This window comes from Celeribacter sp., assembly GCF_048270365.1.
Lineage (GTDB): Bacteria > Pseudomonadota > Alphaproteobacteria > Rhodobacterales > Rhodobacteraceae > Celeribacter.
In genome coordinates this window covers 256,599-271,530 of record NZ_JBLWTA010000003.1, presented here as the reverse complement: position 1 = coordinate 271,530, position 14,932 = coordinate 256,599, and the positions used below count along the sequence as shown (strand labels likewise).

Annotated in this window: 15 protein-coding genes; 4 read left to right on the top strand and 11 right to left on the bottom strand. The window is 60.9% G+C overall.

The annotated features are described in order from the left end of the window. The first annotated feature begins 136 nt into the window (after nucleotides 1–136). Complete coding sequence (locus tag ACN0X0_RS06095; RefSeq protein ID WP_417278428.1) at nucleotides 137–1,300, top strand: FAD-dependent oxidoreductase; 1,164 nt, start codon at nucleotides 137–139, stop codon at nucleotides 1,298–1,300. Nucleotides 1,301–1,386: 86 nt separating this feature from the next. Here the strand turns inward: ACN0X0_RS06095 and tpiA are convergent, their stop codons facing one another. From tpiA to ACN0X0_RS06055, 8 genes are all read right to left on the bottom strand, one after another. Then, nucleotides 1,387–2,145: a triose-phosphate isomerase gene (gene tpiA, locus ACN0X0_RS06090; RefSeq protein ID WP_417278427.1), complete on the bottom strand. Its 759-nt coding sequence runs from the start codon at nucleotides 2,143–2,145 to the stop codon at nucleotides 1,387–1,389. Nucleotides 2,146–2,258: 113 nt separating this feature from the next. Beyond that, on the bottom strand, nucleotides 2,259–2,570 hold the full coding sequence (locus ACN0X0_RS06085; protein ID WP_417278426.1) for a TfoX/Sxy family protein: 312 nt from the start codon (nucleotides 2,568–2,570) through the stop codon (nucleotides 2,259–2,261). Continuing rightward, on the bottom strand, nucleotides 2,570–2,932 hold the full coding sequence (locus ACN0X0_RS06080) for a HesB/IscA family protein (protein ID WP_417278425.1): 363 nt from the start codon (nucleotides 2,930–2,932) through the stop codon (nucleotides 2,570–2,572). The genes ACN0X0_RS06085 and ACN0X0_RS06080 overlap by 1 nt, the downstream gene beginning before the upstream one ends. A 33-nt stretch (nucleotides 2,933–2,965) precedes the next feature. Then, on the bottom strand, nucleotides 2,966–3,682 hold the full coding sequence (locus ACN0X0_RS06075) for a DUF3307 domain-containing protein (protein WP_417278424.1): 717 nt from the start codon (nucleotides 3,680–3,682) through the stop codon (nucleotides 2,966–2,968). Continuing rightward, complete coding sequence (locus ACN0X0_RS06070) at nucleotides 3,675–4,331, bottom strand: hypothetical protein (RefSeq protein WP_417278423.1); 657 nt, start codon at nucleotides 4,329–4,331, stop codon at nucleotides 3,675–3,677. Before ACN0X0_RS06070 ends, ACN0X0_RS06075 begins: the two co-directional genes overlap by 8 nt. An 83-nt stretch (nucleotides 4,332–4,414) precedes the next feature. Beyond that, nucleotides 4,415–5,251 carry a LysR family transcriptional regulator gene (locus tag ACN0X0_RS06065; RefSeq protein ID WP_417278422.1) on the bottom strand — a complete coding sequence of 279 codons (837 nt, stop codon included), beginning with the start codon at nucleotides 5,249–5,251 and terminating at the stop codon, nucleotides 4,415–4,417. A 326-nt stretch (nucleotides 5,252–5,577) separates the two neighbouring features. Further along, nucleotides 5,578–5,952, bottom strand: a complete 375-nt coding sequence (locus ACN0X0_RS06060; protein WP_167602904.1) for an SUF system Fe-S cluster assembly protein — start codon at nucleotides 5,950–5,952, stop codon at nucleotides 5,578–5,580. 64 nt (nucleotides 5,953–6,016) lie between these two features. Further along, nucleotides 6,017–7,528, bottom strand: a complete 1,512-nt coding sequence (locus tag ACN0X0_RS06055; protein ID WP_417278421.1) for a pyruvate kinase — start codon at nucleotides 7,526–7,528, stop codon at nucleotides 6,017–6,019. Nucleotides 7,529–7,718: 190 nt separating this feature from the next. On the opposite strand from ACN0X0_RS06055, the gene ACN0X0_RS06050 reads away from it, so the two are divergent. Beyond that, the gene (locus ACN0X0_RS06050) at nucleotides 7,719–8,393 is read left to right on the top strand and encodes a site-2 protease family protein (protein ID WP_417278420.1); all 675 of its coding nucleotides are present in this window, start codon (nucleotides 7,719–7,721) and stop codon (nucleotides 8,391–8,393) included. 15 nt (nucleotides 8,394–8,408) lie between these two features. On the opposite strand, the gene rimK is transcribed toward ACN0X0_RS06050, so the two are convergent. Continuing rightward, nucleotides 8,409–9,833, bottom strand: a complete 1,425-nt coding sequence (gene rimK / locus ACN0X0_RS06045; protein ID WP_417278419.1) for a 30S ribosomal protein S6--L-glutamate ligase — start codon at nucleotides 9,831–9,833, stop codon at nucleotides 8,409–8,411. A gap of 389 nt (nucleotides 9,834–10,222) precedes the next feature. Here rimK and ACN0X0_RS06040 point away from each other — a divergent pair, with 389 nt between their 5' ends. Beyond that, nucleotides 10,223–11,584: a nucleobase:cation symporter-2 family protein gene (locus ACN0X0_RS06040; protein WP_417278418.1), complete on the top strand. Its 1,362-nt coding sequence runs from the start codon at nucleotides 10,223–10,225 to the stop codon at nucleotides 11,582–11,584. A 2-nt stretch (nucleotides 11,585–11,586) separates the two neighbouring features. On the opposite strand, the gene ACN0X0_RS06035 is transcribed toward ACN0X0_RS06040, so the two are convergent. Together ACN0X0_RS06035 and ACN0X0_RS06030 are read right to left on the bottom strand one after the other, a co-directional pair. Further along, entirely contained in the window at nucleotides 11,587–12,423 is an 837-nt protein-coding gene (locus ACN0X0_RS06035) for a metallophosphoesterase family protein (RefSeq protein ID WP_417278417.1), read from the bottom strand. Beyond that, entirely contained in the window at nucleotides 12,420–13,334 is a 915-nt protein-coding gene (locus ACN0X0_RS06030; RefSeq protein ID WP_417260947.1) for a diacylglycerol/lipid kinase family protein, read from the bottom strand. The genes ACN0X0_RS06035 and ACN0X0_RS06030 overlap by 4 nt, the downstream gene beginning before the upstream one ends. Before the next feature lie 105 nt (nucleotides 13,335–13,439). Here ACN0X0_RS06030 and tgt point away from each other — a divergent pair, with 105 nt between their 5' ends. Continuing rightward, nucleotides 13,440–14,585, top strand: a complete 1,146-nt coding sequence (gene tgt / locus ACN0X0_RS06025) for a tRNA guanosine(34) transglycosylase Tgt (protein WP_417278416.1) — start codon at nucleotides 13,440–13,442, stop codon at nucleotides 14,583–14,585. Nucleotides 14,586–14,932: the final 347 nt, after the last annotated feature.

Sequence of the window (14,932 nt, the reverse complement as noted above, 5' to 3'; positions counted from 1 at the left end):
GGGATCGTGTAACGACTGAGGCGGGTTCGCCTCGCGGCAATTTGGCCCCGTGAACCTGATGCAGAAATGTGAGAAACACCGGGGGCAACTCTGGTGTTTTTTGTTTGTAAGAACTGCTGGTGAAGGGGAACACATCATGCTGATCGGTCAGGATATTGCGGTTTTGGGCGCCGGTGTGGCCGGTCTCGCGGTGGCGCAGGCACTGGCGCTGCGTGGCGCCTCTGTCACGCTCTATGAACAGGCCCCCGAGATCACCGAAGTGGGTGCGGGTCTCCAGATCAGCCCCAATGGCGCGCGGGTGCTCAAGGCTTTGGGATTGGACGCCCCGTCCCACGCGATGCGCGCCGAAGGTGTGCGGCTGATGGACGGCTATTCCGGTCGCGCGGTGCTGCACCTCGATTTCACCGCCACACGTCCCGATGCCGATTTTCTCCTGATGCACCGCGCCGATTTGATCGGGCTTTTGGAAGAGGGCGTCCGCGCGCTCGACATCGACATTCGCCTGTCTCACACCATCGATAGCATCCATGGCGATGCCGATGGCGTGACTCTGCAGTTTGCCGATGGCGCTGAGGCGCGGCACGCGATTGTGCTGGGCGCAGATGGGCTTCATTCAAAACTCCGTCCGATGCTCAACGGTCCCGCGAAACCGTTTTTCACCGGCCAGACCGCCTGGCGCGCCACGGTGCCGGCGCTTGGGCATGAAGAGCCCGTCGCGATGGTTCATATGGCGGCGGGGCGGCATGTGGTGAGCTATCCTTTGCGGGGTGGTAGCTTGGTAAATATCGTCGCCGTCGAGGAGCGCCCCGATTGGATGGACGAGGGCTGGCACCATGCGGGCGATCCGGCGGAGCTGATGCGCAATTTCGCCAATTTCGGCCCCGGTGTGAAAGGTCTTTTGAGCCGCGTCGAAGAGGTCTCGCGCTGGGGTCTGTTCCGGCACCCGGTTGCGCTGCACTGGCATTCGGAGCGCACGGCTTTGCTGGGCGATGCGGCCCATCCGACCCTGCCGTTTCTGGCGCAGGGGGCCAATATGGCGCTGGAAGATGCCTGGGTCCTGGCGGAGTGTCTCGCGACCCTGCCATTGGACGAGGCGCTGCCTGCCTATCAGGCGCTCCGCCGCCCGCGTGTCACCCGCGTGATCGAGGCCGCGAATGCCAATGCGAAGAACTATCATCTGAAAGGCCCGAAGCGGCTTTTGGGCCATGCTGCGTTGCGGGTGGCCGGGAAAGTCGCACCGAAACAGGCGGTGGAGCGGTTCTCCTGGCTCTATGATTTCGATGTGACCAAAGGCGTTTGAGCGCCTCCGGCGGGAGTATTTTTCGCAGCAAAGGAAACGAAAACGCCGCGCTCTTGAGGGGGCGCGGCGTTTTGAGTGTTGGGGGCTCAGGCCTCTTCCAGCGCTTTCACGATACCGGAAAAATCCGCGGCCTTGAGGGAAGCGCCGCCCACCAGCGCGCCGTCGACGTTGGAGGTGGCGAAAATCTCTGCCGCGTTGCCGGGTTTCACGGAGCCGCCGTACAAAAGCGGAATGCCGTTGGCGCCGTCGCCGTAGCGGGCCACAAGGGTGGCGCGCATGTCGTCATGCACTTCGGCGATCTGTTCAAGGGTGGGGATCTTGCCGGTGCCGATGGCCCAAACGGGTTCATAGGCGATCACCAGTTTGGCAAGGTCCACGGCGTCGGGCAGGGACCCCGAAAGCTGTTTGCGGATCACGGCGAGCGTTTCGCCCGCCTCGCGCTGCGCGAGCGTTTCGCCGACGCAGACCACGGGCGCGAGCCCGGCCATGGTGGCGGCGATGGTTTTCTCGGCGACCATGTGATCGGTCTCCGCGTGATCGGCGCGGCGCTCGGAATGGCCGAGGATGACGTAATCGGCGCCCGCATCCACCAGCATTTCTGCGGAAATGTCACCGGTGTGGGCGCCTGAGGTCTTCATGTGGCAATCCTGACCGCCGACATCGACTTTCGAGCCAAAGAGGGCTGTTGCCATGGGGGCCACGAGCGTGGCGGGCGGACAGAGGAGGATGTCGACTTTCGGCGCGGGGAACATCTCGGCCAGCGCGGTGGCCTCCGCGAGGCTGGCCTTGACGCCGTTCATTTTCCAATTGCCTGCCGCCAGTTTGCGTGCCTTTTGGGCGCTCATGCGGAATCCTCCTTATGCAAATTCCCCTGCATCATTGCAGCCTTACGGGTGCAGTCAAGCGCGGGTTGTCTGAGGAGGCAGGTGGTTGCGCAAAAGGTTGGGTCGGGCTGCTTTTAAAGTGCGTCCAACGCCCGACGCGCCCAAGTGCAGGCCTCTTGCGGATCATCCAACGCGGCGTCGGGCAGGGTCCAGTAGTGCATGCCGCGTCCGTTCTCCATCTCGAACTTCACGCTGCCCTCAGCGGCCAGCGTTTGAGCAAAATCGCCTGCGGCCTTGAGGTAAACCCGACCCTCCGCCGAGAGGATCGCAAAGATTTGTCCGTCGGAATAGATCGACAGCCCACCCATCATTTTGCGATGGCTGAGTCCGCCCAGAGAGCCGAAAAGATCATAGATAAAGGCGATGTCTTCTTTGGAGACCGCCATTATTTACTGGCGAGGCTTTCGTCGAATTTGATCGACTCGCCACAGCCGCATTCATCAACCACATTCGGGTTCTTGAACTTGAACCCGGATTCCAAAAGCGACACCTGATAGTCGATTTCCGTGCCAAACAGGAACATCTGCGCCATGGGGGCGATCATCACGCGCGCACCATCCTGTTCGATCGTCTCGTCCAGAGGGTCGATCTCTGACACGTAGTCCATGGTGTATTCCATGCCCGCACAGCCGCCTTTTTTGACGCCGATGCGCAGACCCATGGAGCCGTCTTTCTCCATCAATTTCGCGATTTGCGTGGCCGCGGCGGGGGTGATGGTCACCGCTTGTTTTCCGGGGATGCCGAACATATGCGCGCTTCCTTTCGCTGTCTTACACTTAACCTAGTCGTTCAGGGCCGAAATTCCAAGCGGGGGAAGCTGTGCGGCGATGAACAGCACCGCCAGCGTCACCGCGATGGCCCATCCGAAAGACGCCAGCGTGCCGATGATCACCCATTCGGCCTTTTTGCCCTCCTGTGCGGCCTCGAACCGCAGCACGGATTTCGCGGCGACCAGAAAGCCGATGCCGCCGGGCATCTGGCCGATCAGCAACAGAAAGATCAACCCGCGCTCCAGAAGACCGATCCAATAGCCGCCCTTGTCGAGGCTCGCGCCGATGGGGTTGGGGCCAAATTGCGCCATGAGCTTGCCGACGGCAAAGCCGCCCGCGCGGGTCGCGTAGATGGCGCCTGCGGTGATGAGCATGGCTTTCGGCAGCCACGTCAAGCTGGCATAGGCACCGGTTTGAAAGAGATCGGGGACCAGAAGCGCTGTGACCACGAGGGTCGCCAGATGCAGCGCCTGATCCGCGAGATGCGGCAGGATCGTATCGGAAAAGGCGCGGGTCTTGATTGTGTCGATCACGATGTGGGCGAGAGCGAGGGCATAGATCGCTGAGGAGGCGACTTGGCCGGTGGTCACCATCGCTGTGAGGATGACCGCGAGGAAATGCAGAAACAGGGTCTCGGGCCGGGATTTTTCCTCGACCATCCAGCCGGGCTGGAAGACATAATCGGCGAGGACATGGGCGAGGAAAAGGGCGGCGAGGGTTTCAGGCATTGGTTACCTCAATTTGATTATGTTCCAATGTCGATAGCGCTTCCAAAATTGCAGGGAAGTTAGCGCCTTCTAGAGACTTTGTTACGGCTTGCCTCGACTTTTGAAGTCGCTGAGAGATTTCTGTGTGTGTAACGCGACCTGTATCTATGAGAGCAAGAAAGATGGTTTCTGCCTGTTTCCATGTCCATCTTCTGGAAATGGCGTCTGCTAGTATGAACGCGGCACCAATGGCATCAAACTCGGCATGAAAAAAATGTGTGAACGTTCTTGATGATTTGCAGATTTCAAGCACATCGCCGGAATTTATAAATGGTTCCCATTGTTCCTTGTTTAAGTTTGGCCCAATTTTCCCCTCGACGCTTCCCTCAGCGATTCCAATATAGCTATCATACTCTTCGCTTATCGCCCGCAGTGCCGCCCGAAAACACAGCGCAGAGCGCAGCGCATATTTCGGCTCGGCCAAGGCCACCTGCCAGCCGTCACCACGGTGGCGCGTGAAGTGGAGGCTTTGGCCGCCCATCCACGCCGCCTGCATCTCGGCGCAGTCTTCCAGCGCCACAAAGGCGCGCTCCACTTTTTCGGGCCCAAGCCCGGTGGAATTGACCAGATCGCCGGTGAGAACGGCTATTTTGCGGGTTTCATCGCTCATGATGCAACCAATATAGGGTGCGAAGATTATTTCGCAACCATTTTAGGGTGCATAATGCATTTCGCACCCAAAATAGGTTGCGCTCAGCTGAACCGTGCCTCTGTCGTTAAAAGTCCCGCCAAGACCTCAAGTGCTGCGCGCACCGGTGGATCATGGCGGGCGTCGTGGTGGCTGACCAGCCATTCGTCATGGCTGAGCGCCTCGATCGCGGGGGAGACCTGCATCAGTCCCATGATCTCGCGCCCGGCAAAGCACGGCAGGATCGCGCGCCCGACACCCGCCACGGCCATGTCGGCGGCGGAGCGGGCGTCAGACGCGGTGGCGATGATCGCGTCTGGGAAGGTGGCGCGCAGCCAGCGTTCCGAGGGCGTGGTCGCTTGCCCCGCGTGCAGCGTGACATAGCCCGAGATGCGCGGATGGGCGGCGTATGCGGCGTAGGTGATCTGCGCCAGTTTGCGCCCGGCGAGCCAGCTTTGTTCAGGGCGACGGTTGCGGATGCCGATATCGGCCTCACGTCGCGCGATGTCGACGTTGGAATTCGAGGCCAAAAGTGCGGGGCGCCAAGGGCTGGCGGGTGTCCAAATCTCCGACAGGTGCCGCGCCACGTAGCGCGTGGTCCAACGCCCGGCGGTGATGCGCACTTCGGGGGCGTGGTCACGGTGCTGAAAGCGGAACAGTCGGGTGGCGGCCTCGCGCAGCGGCTCGGCTTCTTGCAAAAGCATCCGGCCTTCTGCGGTCAGCGTGTAGCCCCGGTTGCCACGTTCGAACAGACGTTTGTTGAGGTTGCGCTCCAGCTCCGCCATCCGCCGCGACAGGGTCGGCAGCGACACGCCGGTCACCTTTTCCGCCCCCGACAGCCCGCCCGCATCGGCCACGGCCAGAAACAGCGCATAGTCGTCGAGCTTTGGCGCGTCTTTCATTTTTGAAAACATCCTTGCGCGGTCGGTTAGTATTTCACACCGATTTCAAGGGCTATTCTGCTCTTGTTTTTCAATATTGCAAGAGGGGGCGTTGTGGTGCCGTTCTTTCCGATCAACCTGCCAAGGATCGATCCGCAGGCCAGAAGCCTCTATCGAGACGAGTGCGACCGCTATGAGGCAGCGTTGCAACGCCTCCGTGCAGAGCGTCCTCCATGGTGGCGCAGGTTGGGGCTTTGGCTCAGACCAGAGGAGGACGCCAAAAAGAAAAGCGGCCCGAAATGAGCCGCTTTCAACATCGTCTATTCAACATCGTCTATGAGGTGATCTTACATAAAGCCAAGCTCAAGCCGGGCTTCGTCCGACATCATCTCCATGCCCCAAGGCGGGTTCCATGTGAGTTCGACATCGACCTGTTTGACACCGGGCAGGGGCTCGATCGCATCGGCCAGCCAGCCGGGCATTTCGCCCGCCACCGGACAGCCCGGAGCGGTCAGGGTCAAAAGCACCAGAACCTCGTTTTCGTCATTGATCTCAATCGTGTAGACGAGGCCAAGATCATAGATGTTCACCGGAATTTCCGGGTCATAGACGGTGCGACAGGCCTCGACGACCGCTTCGTGCAGCGGGTGATCGGTGCTCGACGGTTTGATCAGCGGCGCCCCTTCGACAGGGCCATCCTGGGAGTGTGCTTCTTCGCTCATGCGCGCTTCCTCTATTTCTGAGGGAACATATAAGGAATGCGGCACAAAACGTCCAGTGCCTGACTTATAAACTCAGAGTTCCCCGCCACGACCGCAAAGGCGCAAGGCGTGCGGATTTCTTCGACATATGCCGATCCATCCGCCCGAGGATGCGCGACAGAAAGCGAATTGTGTCCAATACATAGGGTCCTTTGTTGAGCATCACGCAGTCGGCACGCTGTGCCATGGCGGCGTCGGTGGTCTCGGCACGTGTGGCAAGGCCTTGTTTCATCAGGCCTTCGAGCACCTGCGTGGCCCAAACCACCGGCGTATGCGCCGCTTCGCAGAGCCAAAGCACCTCTTCCTGAATTTCGCTCATCCGCTCCAGTCCGATCTCGACCGCCAGATCGCCGCGTGCGATCATCACGGCGGTCTCGGTCAGGGCGCCGGACTGTACGATCAAACGCGGCAGATTGCGCACGGCGAGGCCGGTTTCGATCTTGAGCACCAGAGCCGGGCGCGCGCTGTCAGGGGCTAAGCGTTTGTCCACTTCAGAGATCAAAAGCTGGATGTCTTCGGGCGTCTGGACAAAAGAATAGCCAATCATATCGGCGCGCCCGACCACGAAATCGAGCGCTACGCGGTCTTCTTCGGTCAGCGCCGGAATGTCGATTTCGACAGCGGGCAGGTTAAAGCCTTTCTCGGGCTTGACCTTCACCCCCTCCGGTCCCGCGCGGATGACGCGCAATTTCGCGCCTCTCTTTGTGATTTCAATCACCTCCGCGCCGATCTTGCCATCGTCGATAAAGACCTGCATGCCAGGGGTCAGCCGGTCGATCAGATCGGGATGGCTGAGCGTGGTGGCCACATGTTTGACCTTCGGGCCCGGGGCGTCGCGGCGAATGTCGAGGCGATCGCCGACGAAAACGCGCTGTTTGTTCGGGCCATGAACGGGCCCGGCGACTGGCCCGGTGCGCAGTTTCGGACCCGCGAGATCCATCAGCACCGGCACATACCGCCCGACCTCATCGCCCGCCGCCCGAATGCGGTCGATCATCGCCTGCCAAACCTCCGGCCCGTCATGGGCGCAGTTGATGCGCATGGCGTCGGCGCCCGCCCGGATCATGCCGGGGATGAGATCGGGATCTGTGGCGGCTTCGGTCGGCAGGGTCAGAAGAATGCGCGAGCGGGGCGCACCCGACGCGCCGGTGCCAAAGAGCGTGTCGCGCCGCGCGGCGAGGCGGGCGGGGCCTTCGGTAAAGGCCTTGGGGTCTGGATACTCTTCAGAGACCCTGCCGGACAGCCGGGACAGCGTCGCCATCACCGCATCGAGCGACGCGCGGGCGTGGGGTTCGGCGCGGCCCAAAGTCGAGAGGCCCAGCGCGGCAAGATCGGGCTGAATGGTGCTCAGGTCGGCGTGGCGCAGCGCCAGATAATTGGCCAGATTTTCGGCCGAAGGACGAAAGGCCGGGCGCATTTCGGCACTTTCGGCCCAAGCGGCGGTGATCGCCTCGGCCTCTTCTGTGATTTTCTCGCGCAGGAGGTTGAGTTCAATCGACAGGCGGGTCGGATCGGGGGGCAATGGGCAAAAGGACATGGGCGCACCTGAGCACTTGGGATGCCTTATCCTATCTACCGGATTTGTAACGCTGCCATGGCAGAGATCAAACCCGGCTCAAAATGCCACAGGTCCGCCGCAGAATGGAGGGCCGCAGCGGTTAGTGGTTGCGTTGTGAAAACAAAACCCTAAAGGCTCGATCCGTTCGTGTAAGACTGTGAGAGGTGAGATGTTTCGCGACAGCCAAGCCATTTTCGAATTTCGCGGCCCTTGGGGCGTGCCGGTCCGGATCGGGGCCAGCATTTTTTTGATGTTTCTCCTGTTCGTGTCCACCTCTGGCTCGGGGACGGACATTCTTTATGATCTGGGCTTTGTGGCGATGCTGATCGTTTCGGTGTTTTTGCATGAAATGGGCCATGCCTGGGGGGCTTTGATCCAAAAAATCCCTGTTCGCGGGGTCATGATCCACGGTTTTGGCGGCTATTGCCAACAGGCGCGCACCTCGACGCCACGCGAGAGCGAGTTGATCGTCGCCATGGGGCCGATTGTGACGCTTACGCTCTGGGCGGTCAGCCGTTTGATCGCCAATGCGATGTGGGACGCAGGGCATGAGTATAACACGGTGCTGTGGTTCTTCGAGACCATGGCTTGGCTCAACGGCTATCTGGCGATTTTCAACCTTTTGCCCGTCGCGCCGCTCGATGGGGGCAAGCTGTTCGAGCTGATCCTTCTGCGCTTCATGCGCGGCAAAAACGCGTCGATCGTGACGGGCTATATCGGTCTTGCGGTGCTGGCGCTTTTGATCCCATACCTCGTGTTTGGCATGCATATGTATATTTTCGTGCTGTTTTTCCTGCCCGCCGTGGTGGAAAACTGGAACCGGATGCGCGGGCAGACCTATTGATCTGCCCTGAATGCGTTAGGCTTTTGCGCGGGCTTTGCGCGCAGGCGCCGGGCGCACACGTTTTTCGATGGTGTCGAACAGAGCGCCCGCGAGGTCTTTGCCGGTCGCGGTTTCCGCGCCCTCAAACCCCGGTGAGGAGTTGACCTCCAAGACCTTCGGCCCGTCCTCGGCGCGCAACAGGTCCACGCCCGCCATCCGAAGCCCAAAGGCCTTGGCCGAGCGCAGCGCGGTTTCGCGTTCCGCCTTGGTGATCCGCACGGGGCTTGCGGTGCCGCCCAGATGCAGGTTCGACCGGAAATCGCCGCCCGAGGAGGTGCGCTTGATCGCCGCCACCACCTTGCCGTCGATCACCACACAGCGGATGTCGACACCGGCGGCTTCTTTGACGAAATGCTGGACGAGGAAATTGGCCTTCAGCCCGCGAAAGGCCGAAATCACCGATTGCGCGGCTTTCTTGGTCTCGGCCAAAACGACACCACGGCCTTGGGTCGACTCCAAAAGCTTGACGATCAAAGGCGCCTGACCGGCGAGTGCGATCAGGTTGTCGGTGTCCTTGGGCGAGGAGGCAAAGGCGGTCGTCGGCATGCCGATGCGGTGACGCGCCAGCACCTGGTGCGCCTGCAATTTGTCGCGCGATTTGGTGATGCCCTCTGAGCCGTTGACGCAAAAGGTGCCGATGGTCTCGAACTGGCGGATCACGGCGGTGCCGTAGGAGGTCACGGAGGCACCGATCCGGGGGATCACGGCATCATAACGGGGCAGGCGCTTGCCGTCATAATAGATCTCCGGCGCCATGGCATTGATCGCCATATAGCACCGCGTGGTGTCGATCACTTCGACCACATGGCCACGCGCTTCGCCTTCGTCGATCAGGCGACGGGTGGAGTAATTGTCGGGCTCGCGCGACAGAACCGCGACGCGCAGGGGGCGCGCTGGTGTGGCGGAGCGGATGGCCGTGGTGAAATAGACCGTCTCGTCGCGCTCCGGCTGGCAAAAGCTCTCCGTCGGCTGCACGATCATGTCGTCCTGAATGGCCTGACGCCCCAAGAGCATCCGGTAAGCCATATTGGTGCGGTTCGTGAGTGTGATCTCGATGGGCCAGCTGCGTTCGCCGATCTCGATCTCGGTCGCGATCACATAGCGCAGCTCGGTCTCGCCATTCGACGAGGTCACCTCGCGCCGGTCCACCACATCGGCGGAGCAGGAGATTGTGATGTCCTCACGCCCCGGCACGGGGTTGATATTGAACCGCACCTTGGGCGCGTCCGCCTTGCCGAAAGGTTCGATGTCAAAGGCATGCAGCGCCGAGGTCTTGGCGCCAGTGTCCACCTTGACCTTGAGCGCAGGCAAGCCCAGCGCCGGCAGCGCCGCCCATTCTTCCCAGCCCAGTGCGAAGCCAAAATTCTGGCCAGAAGCCATACCGCCGTTCGTGCCCGTCATATCCGTGCCCGTCCTCTTTTGTCGTCTCTTATGTTGGAGGAAAAGGCGGCGCGAAGAAACGCTTAACTCCGCCTTTGCGCGCCCAATGTCATTGTTGCGTGAGTCTCGCAAGGGGATTTGTGGGTTTTATGACAAGCGGCAAGATGTCTCCCGGTTTCGACCCTCATTTCGCCTCTCTATGTCGCGCAATTGGTTATTTCCTGTCCTCTCCCGGGCGAAGCCGGGAAAACTGCATGTTTCTTGGGCGTTTTGCGCCCTCTGCGTGCGGCGGGCGCGACAGGACACCGAGGTAAAGCTTTCGTTACAGGACGCGCCGCCGCAGGCTTGGGGCAGGGACACAAGACCCGGACAAGACATCGACCCGGGCCATCATTTCAGGGGAAGATAGAATGAGCCAAGAAGAGTTTATGCCACTGGTTTATAAATTGGACGATGTGCCACCGCCGCCCAAGGCCGCGCTGGCCGCGATCCAGCACGTGTTGGCCTCCATCGTCGGCATCGCCACGCCCTCGCTGATCATCGGCGGCGCTTTGGGGTTAGGGGCCTATATCCCCTACCTCATCGCCATGGCGTTTTTCGTCTCAGGCGTCGCGACCTTTATCCAATGTAAAACCATCGGCCCCGTGGGGTCGGGGCTTTTGTCGCTGCAAGGCACGTCTTTTGCCTTCCTCGGCGCTATTCTCGCGGCAGGGTTCGCGGTCAAGGGCCGGGGCGGCAGCGAAGAGGACATTCTGGCGATGATCTTCGGGCTCTGCCTCGTCGGCTCGCTGGTGGAAATCATCCTGTCGCAATTCCTCGACAAGCTGAAACGCATCATCACGCCCACGGTGACGGGCATCGTGATCACCGTCATCGGCTTGTCGCTGATCAAGGCGGGGTTCACCGATTTCGCAGGGGGCGCTATGGCGGGCGAAGATCTCGGCAAGCCGCTTTATCTGTTGCTGGGCACTTTGGTGGTGGCGATCATTCTGGTGATGACCTTCATCGGCAAACCGATGCTGCGTATTTCCGCCATCATGATCGGCCTCATCGTCGGCACCATCGTGGCCAGTTTCTTTGGTCTGGTGAATTTCGGCATGCTCAGCTCGGCGCAGCTTTTTGCCCTGCCGGTGCCGTTCAAATACGGCTTTGATTTCGATTTCGGCCTCTTCATCCCGCTGGCCTTTCTCTACCTCGTCACAGCCATCGAGACCTCGGGCGATTTGACCGCCAATTCGGTGATCTCCGGCGAGCCGGTCGAAGGCCCGCTCTACATGAAGCGCATCAAGGGCGGGGTTCTGGGCGATGGCGTCAATTCGGCGCTGGCCGCCGTGTTCAACACCTTCCCCAACACCACGTTTTCGCAAAACAACGGTGTGATCCAGATGACCGGCGTCGCCTCGCGCCACGTTGGAATGTATATGGGCGGGTTTCTGGTGCTCTTGGGGCTGTTTCCAGTGATCGGCACCTTCTTTTTGATCATCCCGAAACCTGTTCTGGGGGGGGCGACTTTGGTGCTCTTTTCGACCATCGCGGTGGCGGGCATTCGCATCCTGTCGTCCGAGGACATGACCCTGCGCCGGGTCTATATCATGGCGGTGTCCTTTGGTTTGGCGCTTGGCGTGACACTGGTGCCCGACGCGACGCAGAACCTGCCGACCTTTCTGAAACAGGTCTTCGCCGCGCCGATCACCCTCGCGGGGCTTTCGGCGATCATCCTGTCGCTGGCGATCCCCGAAGACGCCAAGGCGACCATCGAAGCGGCGGAGTAATCTCAAAGCCGGGCGCGAAGAGGGGCAGAGGCAAACTCTTGCCCCTTGAGCACCCAGCCCGTTCCGCCTTTCTCGTAGCTCAGGGGCGGGCCGGGCAGAAATCCATCCCCTTCGGTCGCGCTCCAGACCGTCACAGTCAGCGTACCGTCCGGTTTCAGGTCAATCTGATTGAACGTATTGGGTGTACCGCGTGTGCGGGTCGATAGCGCTGTGCCTGCCTGCACAAACAAGACTCCAGGCACCTGCGTAAAGGGCACGGCCTGCGCATTGTGCAAATGACCAGACAGCACAAGATCGGCGCCCGCCGCCGAGAGCGCGGTGAGCGCGGCCTTTGCGCCACGGGTTTTCGGTTTGTCCAAGGTGGGCGGTTGCTGCAACGGGTGGTGCAACACAGCGACGCGCAGGCGCCCGTCATCTTCGCCGAAATGCTCCATCGCGCGGGTGATGTGGCGGGCGGAGAGCTTGCCGCTTTGCCAGGCAAAGGGATTGACGGTGTTGATGCCCACGACGCGCAAATCCGGCGTCTCGAACGTGGGTTCCAGATCGCGAGAAATCGCCCGTTTGTAGCGCGCATAGGGCATGAGCCAGCGCATGAAGAGGTTATAGAGCGGCGTGTCGTGATTGCCGGGGACCGACAGCACAGGGATCTCAGTCGCCTCGATGGCTTCGACAAAGGCCTTGGCTTTCTCGAACTGACCGGGCCGCGCGCGCTGGGTGAAATCGCCGGAAATCACCACTAAGGTTGGCTCTTGCCGCGAAATGGTGCGCAACAATGGCCCCGCCAGCGCCGGGTCGGTGCGGCCGAAATGCAGATCGGAGAGATGGATCAGTCGGGTCATGCGGCGATGTGGTCCTCCGTCGCTTTTGGAGTGAGAATGCGCAGCGGCGCCTCGCTCATCGACAGGCGCAGCGGTGCCGACAGCCGCGCCTTTTCGCCGTCGAAGGCGGTCAAAAACGGTGGCTGCGCCTTGCCTTGATGTTCGATCACCAAGTCATGCGCACGGATGAGGGTAAAATCCTGACGCGGCGGCATTTTACGTGCGGCAAGCGTGACGGCGAGGCGCAACAGGTCCATGCGAGACCGCGCGTGAATGACAAAGGTCGCAAATCCGTCCTCTGAGATGGTCTCTGCGCCATCGAGGCCGAAGACCTCGAGCTGATAGGCCGAGCGCGCGATGAAGACCAAAGGCGTTTTCACCTCATGAGTCGTGCCATCCGCCGTGATCGACAACTTCATCCGGTGCTGGGTCTGCAGAATGGTTTTGATCACCGACCAATAGGCCACAACGCGATGCCGCCCCCAGCGATCATAGATTGCCTCGCGTTTCTTCAAGATCGCGGGGTAGACGCCCAGAGACGCATTGTTGAGAAAGGCGCGGCCATTGACCTGTCCGATGCGAATGTCGTGGGTCTCGCCGTCGCGCAGCTGTGCGGCGGCTTCTTCTGGCACCTCGGAGAGGCCCAGCCCACGGGTGAAATAGTTGAAGGTGCCCATCGGCAGAACCCCCATCGGCACCTCGCGGCCCAGCATGGCATTGGCAATCGCCATGGCCGTCCCGTCGCCGCCCGCAGAAATCACCGCCTCGGCGCCCTCGCTGATTTTATGGTCGATCAGGTCGCTCAGATCGGTGTCGGGGTCGAGCGTGATCACCTCACAACCCTCGCCAAACGCGGCACAAGCCCGTTCAAGCGCCTCCGCGTCTTGGCGGTTGGTGCCGGACTGGCGATTGGCAAGGATGACAGCGCGCATGGGACCTCCAAAGCAACAGATGCACCGTTTAACGCCCGAGGCCCAGAATGGTTGCATCATGGTTGCATCTGGCCTGAAAGCGCGTTTGGCGCTAAAGCCTCCGCCATGACCCAGAACACCACGCCCGAACGATTCTCATTCTCCCTCAACGCCACCGACGGTAAGGCACGCACCGGCGTGATCTCGACGCCGCGGGGCGAGATCCGCACGCCCGCCTTTATGCCGGTGGGGACGGCCGCGACCGTCAAGGCGATGATGCCCGAAAGCGTGCGCGCGACCGGCGCCGACATCCTTTTGGGCAACACCTATCACCTGATGCTGCGCCCGACGGCGGAACGGATCGCGCGGCTTGGGGGCCTGCACAAATTCATGAATTGGGAGCGGCCCATTCTGACGGACAGCGGCGGGTTTCAGGTCATGAGCCTCGCCGATCTGCGCAAGCTGACGGAAAAGGGCGTGACTTTTCGCTCGCATGTCGATGGCTCGAAACATGAGCTGACGCCGGAGCGCTCGATGGAGATCCAAAAGCTCCTCGGCTCCGACATTGTGATGTGTTTCGACGAATGCCCCGCGCTTCCGGCGGATCGCGACCGGATCGCGGAGTCGATGCGCCTGTCGATGCGGTGGGCGGCGCGGTCCAAGGACGCGTTCGGCGACCGTCCGGGGCATGCGCTGTTCGGTATTCAGCAAGGTGGGCTGGAACAGGATTTCCGCGAAGAAAGCGCCGAGGCTTTGAAAGAGATCGGGTTCGATGGCTACGCATTGGGCGGTCTGGCCGTGGGCGAGGGGCAGGAGGCGATGTTCCAAACGCTCGACTTCGCGCCCGATATGTTGCCCACCGACAAGCCGCGTTACCTGATGGGCGTGGGCAAACCGGATGACATCGTCGGCGCCGTGAAACGTGGCATCGACATGATGGATTGCGTGCTGCCCTCGCGCTCGGGTCGCACCGGCCAGGCCTGGACCCGGCGCGGGCAGGTCAACATCAAGAACGCGCGCCACGCCGATGACCCGCGTCCGCTGGATGAACAATGCACCTGTCCGGCGTGTTCGAACTATTCGCGCGCCTATCTGCACCATGTCTTCCGCAGCCACGAGATGATCTCCGGCATGCTTTTGACCTGGCACAACCTGCATTATTTTCAGGAAATCATGCAGGGTATGCGCGACGCGATTGCGGGCGGCACATTTGAGGTCTGGGAAGCTGACTTCCACGCCAAGCGCGCCGAGGGCGATATTGAGCCGATTTGAGGGAATCAACCCTAGGTTGTTTTTGGGGCCTGCGGGGGTGTCCACAGCATCTTGATCACCTGTGATCCGTGTTGTGATCTGTCTTGCGGGAAAAACAGGCAGGAAAACGGTTAAGGATAACCCCTCAATTTTCTTGCGTTTTCTGTAAAACAACGGCTTTTCAACCCATTTTTGCGCATTTTGATGCGAAAAACCCGCGCTTTGGGGGCAATTCTGCCCTTGCGAGAGGCGCAGATGAGGGGCAAACTCGATATCAGCCGCAACTTGACTTGGTTGAAATCCCGGGGACAGGCCCCCAGATATAGTCACCAAGACAGGAAAGAGCCAATGGCTGCCACTTTGGGGCC

Excerpts from the sequence above, each read along its gene's own strand:
- ACN0X0_RS06070 (WP_417278423.1), bottom strand. The coding sequence starts at position 4,331 with ATGAGCGATGAAACCCGCAAAATAGCCGTTCTCACCGGCGATCTGGTC.
- ACN0X0_RS06060 (WP_167602904.1), bottom strand. The coding sequence starts at position 5,952 with ATGAGCGAAGAAGCACACTCCCAGGATGGCCCTGTCGAAGGGGCGCCG.
- tpiA (WP_417278427.1), bottom strand. The coding sequence starts at position 2,145 with ATGAGCGCCCAAAAGGCACGCAAACTGGCGGCAGGCAATTGGAAAATG.
- ACN0X0_RS06040 (WP_417278418.1), top strand. The coding sequence starts at position 10,223 with ATGAGCCAAGAAGAGTTTATGCCACTGGTTTATAAATTGGACGATGTG.
- ACN0X0_RS06080 (WP_417278425.1), bottom strand. The coding sequence starts at position 2,932 with ATGTTCGGCATCCCCGGAAAACAAGCGGTGACCATCACCCCCGCCGCG.
- ACN0X0_RS06055 (WP_417278421.1), bottom strand. The coding sequence starts at position 7,528 with ATGTCCTTTTGCCCATTGCCCCCCGATCCGACCCGCCTGTCGATTGAA.
- ACN0X0_RS06095 (WP_417278428.1), top strand. The coding sequence starts at position 137 with ATGCTGATCGGTCAGGATATTGCGGTTTTGGGCGCCGGTGTGGCCGGT.
- rimK (WP_417278419.1), bottom strand. The coding sequence starts at position 9,833 with ATGACGGGCACGAACGGCGGTATGGCTTCTGGCCAGAATTTTGGCTTC.
- ACN0X0_RS06035 (WP_417278417.1), bottom strand. The coding sequence starts at position 12,423 with ATGACCCGACTGATCCATCTCTCCGATCTGCATTTCGGCCGCACCGAC.
- ACN0X0_RS06030 (WP_417260947.1), bottom strand. The coding sequence starts at position 13,334 with ATGCGCGCTGTCATCCTTGCCAATCGCCAGTCCGGCACCAACCGCCAA.
- ACN0X0_RS06075 (WP_417278424.1), bottom strand. The coding sequence starts at position 3,682 with ATGCCTGAAACCCTCGCCGCCCTTTTCCTCGCCCATGTCCTCGCCGAT.
- tgt (WP_417278416.1), top strand. The coding sequence starts at position 13,440 with ATGACCCAGAACACCACGCCCGAACGATTCTCATTCTCCCTCAACGCC.
- ACN0X0_RS06065 (WP_417278422.1), bottom strand. The coding sequence starts at position 5,251 with ATGAAAGACGCGCCAAAGCTCGACGACTATGCGCTGTTTCTGGCCGTG.
- ACN0X0_RS06085 (WP_417278426.1), bottom strand. The coding sequence starts at position 2,570 with ATGGCGGTCTCCAAAGAAGACATCGCCTTTATCTATGATCTTTTCGGC.
- ACN0X0_RS06050 (WP_417278420.1), top strand. The coding sequence starts at position 7,719 with ATGTTTCGCGACAGCCAAGCCATTTTCGAATTTCGCGGCCCTTGGGGC.